Below are 4,776 nucleotides of genomic sequence, written 5' to 3' on the forward strand. Positions count from 1 at the left end.
CTTCGCGACCCTGCCCACCCTCGACGATGATGACCTCAACACGCTGTTGCCCTGGCAGTGGAAAGAGACATTACCGGTCTAAGCGACATCTGCCTAGATGTGGTTAGTGGCTCGCTTACAGTATTTCCTTCCTTGGGTCATAAACGATCACTTGATAGCCCAATGTACGATCAAAGTATACACAAGCTTCAGCTACAGGAGATATAGCGCAGCGCAGGACCTAATTCGAATATGGATACTGCTCGGCATTTGGGTAACAAGTGGCCCGTCTAATCACTTCGCACTCCCCAGTACCAGGCTCGACCTTACGGACCAATCGCTGTTGTCCCAATCGAGTAGCATGCAGCTTTACTAAATGGTTAAGCCAATCCGTACCCGACTCACGCCGCTCAACCAGAATTTCAAGAATTCCACCACAAGGTAGAGCTAAGCGAAGCTCCTCCGCGCGAGTTTCTCCATAACGGACCGGCGTCGTCGGCTGGAAAAAAGCTCCTTCCTTGAGGCGGGCGATAAAATCGTCTTCAACACAGCCTCCCGATAACGACCCAACATATTTACCATCGCTGCGAGCAACGAGCATTGCCCCCGGTACTCTTGGCGACGACCCATAGGTCGACAGTACAGTACACAACCACACAGTCTGACCACTGCGAACCCAATCTAATGATTGAGCTATCACTTGACTATCAAGATCAAGCATGGTGACCTGGCCTAATCAATCTTATCGGCTGTCGCTTCGTTCGGTTGTGGCGGTTTTTCTCCCAGCAGCAGGGATACAGCGATGCCACAGACCAAGGCCCAGAACGGTGAGCTGATGCCAAGCAAAGTAATATTGCTCATCGCCACCACTAGCGCAACGAAGGCGCCTATTTGGTGCCCAGTTCGCTTAGAGAAAGCCTGTTGCCAGGCAGCCAGCAGAATGCTGATCATTGCCAAACCTGCCACGCTGCCTATCAATGCCTTGGGCAGTGCGAGGATAAAAGGCACAGCAACACCGACAAACAAGCCAAAAGCACAAAAAAGAACACCGTTAACTACAATCGCCCCATAGCGCTTGCTGGTGTCAGTACTAGCTTGTTCAGATGAGCAAATGGCTGGCATCGGTCCGGCAATATTAGCGTTGTGCCCGCCAATGAAACCAGCAAGTATACCGCCGATACCACTAACCACGGTCATTGCATTCACCGGTGGACGGTAGCCTTCTGCCAGTAATACCCCTGTAGCTTGAGCATTCTCTGCTCCGATTACCAAAGCAGCCAACGGCACTGATATAGCCAGGAAAGCATGCAATGTAAAACTCGAAGCTGTAAACTGTGGCGCAACAAAGGCAATGTCAACCTCAGCAGGCTGTACTGAGCCAGTCGTTAAGACAACGGAAAAACCTACAAGCGCGGCGGCTAGTACTGGAGGCACTGAAGTTAGAAAGCGTGAAGTCAGGAAAAAAGCCACCACTGCAGTACCTGCTATTAGCGGTGCCGCTCCCACGGATTCTACTGCACCAACACCGAACCGGGTCAGAGCACCGGCTATCATAGCCATGACGATAGGCATCGGAAGCCAGCGCATAATACGGCCCACTACGCCACTAACCCCAAGAAGCAGTACAATAGCACCGCATGATAAAGGCACCGACTGCTTCATTGTAAGGAGTCGTCCCCAAGGCAGCTATCATGATCGCCGCCCCTGGAATCGAGTAGGCTCCGGTAATAGGCTGACGATAACGTAGTGCCATGACCAAACTAATCAGGCCGCCTAGAAAGTAGATGGCAAAAACTTGGATTCAACCAATAAACACCATACGACGCTTCGTGGTGACGCATAAACTCTATACTTCATTGGTCACCTAGCTGTGAGTGAGGTGTGCCATGCTGAACGCCCTCCCGCCCCCTGAGCGTCTACGAGAGCAGGCCCATGACAGGGAATCAAAACTCTCCTCTTGGGGTGGTAGAACTAGGTCGTTACGTCAAGCGTGCTGAGGCCCGCGAGCGCCTGGGTGCCTACCTGCGAAGCCTGCTGGGTGAGATCGAACGACGCAATAGCTGGCAACTGGCCGAGCACTAGGGCGACACACGCCCCTACGGCTTCCAGCATCTGATCAATCGCACCCGCTGGGATGAAGACGGAGTCCGCGATGCTGTGCGACAACGTGTCCACCAAGCCTTGCGCGATGACGATGGGGTGGTGGTCGATGAGACGGGATTCCTCAAGAAGGGCCGGCATTCGGCAGGCGTCAAGCGCCAGTACAGCGAACGGCCGGCCGGATCGAAAACTGTCAGATTGGCGCATTCCTCGGTTATGCCAGTTGCTGGGGGCAGGGCCTGATCGATCGCGCCCTGTTCCTTCCTCGGGACTGGGCGGAGGATCGCGGACGCTGCCGTCAGGCGGGTATCCCTGAAGCGGTGGGGCACAAGCCCAAGGCGGAACTGGCCCGGGACATGCTGGTACGCGCGCTGGACAGTGGCGTCACGGCCCGCTGGGTGACAGGCGACGCCGTTTATGGCGAGTCCTTCCAGCTACGCTGGGCCCTGGAGGAGCGCGGCCAGGGATATGTGATGGCGGTCAGCCGCAAGACCCATGTGTGGCTGGGATTGAAGCAACGCAAGGTCGGTTATCTGCTAGCGACGCTGCAGGCGAATACCGAGTTCGGTTGGGCCCGGCTCAGCGCAGGCGCCGGGAGCCAGGGGCCTCGGCTGTCTGACTGGGCGTTTCTGGCCATCAATCCGGGACCGTTCGACGGGTGGCAGCGCGGAATGCTGGTACGTACGGCGCTCCTTGAATGGTACGCAGGAGATGACGGCGTACCTTAGTTTCGCTCCCAATGGCACGTCACTTGAGGGCCTGGTACTGGCCGCCGGGGCACGGAGGAACATCGAGCGCTGTTTCCAGGAGGGCAAATCACAACTGGGGCCATGTCGCTCTGCGATTATTTACGACTATAGTAGTAGGTTGGTGTCCATGATTGCTGGGCAAGATCACTCATCTCGACGCGGACAGAGCCATTGCAAGGAGATGTCCAAGTGACTAGGCTCTAGCCTATGGTGAGTAATCCTTTTGAAATATTTCTGTCAGGAACACCTTGACTCTAGAAGAGAAAACCCTGTGCCATTTTGTCCTCAGAGCATCCCCCCGGGTGAATTACGCGGGTAAAGTTTAGGTGGCTTGTCAGGTGTCACAGTCGATGGGTCCCACATCATATTTTATAAGTGACAAAATAATATGACGAACAGAAACATAGACTTGAGGGCCATGAGGTATTTTGTGGCAGTGGCTGAAGAGCTTCATTTTAGCCGAGCTGCAGATAGGTTATGTATATCACAACCATCGCTTAGCATTCAGATAAAAAAGCTGGAGAGCAGCTTAGGTGTAGCTCTATTCGAAAGAACAAAGCGTAGCGCGAATCTTACAAAACCTGGAAAGGTTTTTTATCAGGAATGTATTTCGATTTTATCAGCCGCAGACCGAGCAATATCATTAACGCTAGCTTCATCAGAGGAAGCCGGAGCTAAAATAGTAGTTGGTTTTCAAGCGAACGCTGCTGCAGAACTTACACCTAAGATACTAAAGCATTTCAGCACTCTTTTCCCTCACGCCGAGATCCAGATGGAATCTTTTGATTTCAGTGATCCTACGGCCGGACTAAATGATAAAAAAACAGATGTTGCTTTTGTAAGGCCACCAATACCTACATCCTTAGATATACAGCTTGAAACTCTTTTTATTGAGAAAAGGCTGCTGGTAACACCTGACGAGTCCTACCTGTCAAAGCATGATAGCATCAGCATTGATGAACTTTTTCAAGAGCCCTTTGTTGCAAGGCAGTCTCCTGAGGTATGGAGAAATTTTTGGCTGGCTATAAAAGATCGAAAAGGTTGTCCTGTGCGCATCGGCGCAGAAGTAAAAACAGTTGATGAATGTTTTGAAGCCATATTGAGTGGCTACGGTGTAGCCTTCACCCCAGAATCAACCCAACGCTACTATAACAGGCCAGGGCTTTCATTCATTCCTGTGTTCGGCATCTCCCCGTCATGCCTTTCAGTAGCTTGGAGACAGGATAACAACAACCTTCTTGTTCCTGAATTTATAAATGCATGCAGAGAAATAACAAAAGAAAATCCGATTACATGCATGTCGCATGAAGACAAGGTGGGCGCCTGAATGAAAAAACCACATCTAACAGCTGAGGAAAAGTTCTGGTCGCCTGGCCTACCACGTCGCCAGAGCCTACTTGAATTACCACCTCTCTGAGCTGCACAGGCTATAGCAAACTCGGAAGAGGGCCACTTCACGTGGTCAAGGCACGTTGGTGTTGGTATTAAACCATGGACCTCCATGGACAATGGTTAATCCAACCACCCAATGCTTCCGAAAGCACATACACGCAGGCGTTAACCCTGACTTGGCATATACTTCGAGCTATCACTTACCCATTAGCATATATTTGATTTCGACATAGTCATCGATACCATAATGAGATCCTTCCCGGCCGATACCGGACTCCTTAATTCCACCGAAAGGTGCCACTTCGGTTGAGATGGCCCCTTCATTAATGCCTATGATCCCAGCTTCCAGCTTCCAGCTTCCAGCTTCCAGCTTCCAGCTTCCAGCTTCCAGCTCCTCGGCAACTCGCCAGACTCGGCCAATATCGCGTGAATAAAGTAAGCGAGCCACTAACCACATCTAGGCAGATGTCGCTTAGACCGGTAATGTCTCTTTCCACTGCCAGGGTAGCAGCGTGTTGAGGTCATCATCGTCGAGGGTGGGCAGGGTCGCGAAGAC

3 protein-coding genes and 3 pseudogenes are annotated in these 4,776 nt (G+C 52.1%); 3 read left to right on the forward strand and 3 right to left on the reverse strand.

Going from position 1 to position 4,776, the window contains the following annotated elements:
* Nucleotides 1-220: 220 nt before the first annotated feature.
* On the reverse strand, nucleotides 221-700 hold the full coding sequence (locus tag HUO07_RS22340) for an XdhC family protein (protein ID WP_176305116.1): 480 nt from the start codon (nucleotides 698-700) through the stop codon (nucleotides 221-223).
* A gap of 11 nt (nucleotides 701-711) precedes the next feature.
* Nucleotides 712-1,732 (reverse strand): annotated as a pseudogene (locus HUO07_RS21235) (benzoate/H(+) symporter BenE family transporter).
* 179 nt (nucleotides 1,733-1,911) lie between these two features.
* Between HUO07_RS21235 and HUO07_RS21630 the strand changes: the two are divergent.
* The 3 genes and pseudogenes from HUO07_RS21630 to HUO07_RS21245 all read left to right on the forward strand — a co-directional run bounded on the left by HUO07_RS21630 (nucleotide 1,912) and on the right by HUO07_RS21245 (nucleotide 4,155).
* Nucleotides 1,912-2,061, forward strand: a complete 150-nt coding sequence (locus HUO07_RS21630) for a hypothetical protein (protein WP_217908996.1) — start codon at nucleotides 1,912-1,914, stop codon at nucleotides 2,059-2,061.
* 75 nt (nucleotides 2,062-2,136) lie between these two features.
* Nucleotides 2,137-2,807: pseudogene (locus HUO07_RS21640) on the forward strand (IS701 family transposase).
* Between the two features lie 409 nt (nucleotides 2,808-3,216).
* On the forward strand, nucleotides 3,217-4,155 hold the full coding sequence (locus tag HUO07_RS21245) for a LysR family transcriptional regulator (protein ID WP_176305117.1): 939 nt from the start codon (nucleotides 3,217-3,219) through the stop codon (nucleotides 4,153-4,155).
* Between the two features lie 261 nt (nucleotides 4,156-4,416).
* Here HUO07_RS21245 and HUO07_RS22345 read toward each other — a convergent pair.
* Nucleotides 4,417-4,668 (reverse strand): annotated as a pseudogene (locus HUO07_RS22345) (aldehyde dehydrogenase family protein); the annotation flags it as partial.
* Between the last annotated feature and the right edge of the window lie 108 nt (nucleotides 4,669-4,776).

The sequence above is a fragment of the Vreelandella maris genome (genome assembly GCF_013371085.1).
Classification (GTDB): Bacteria; Pseudomonadota; Gammaproteobacteria; order Pseudomonadales; family Halomonadaceae; genus Vreelandella; species Vreelandella maris.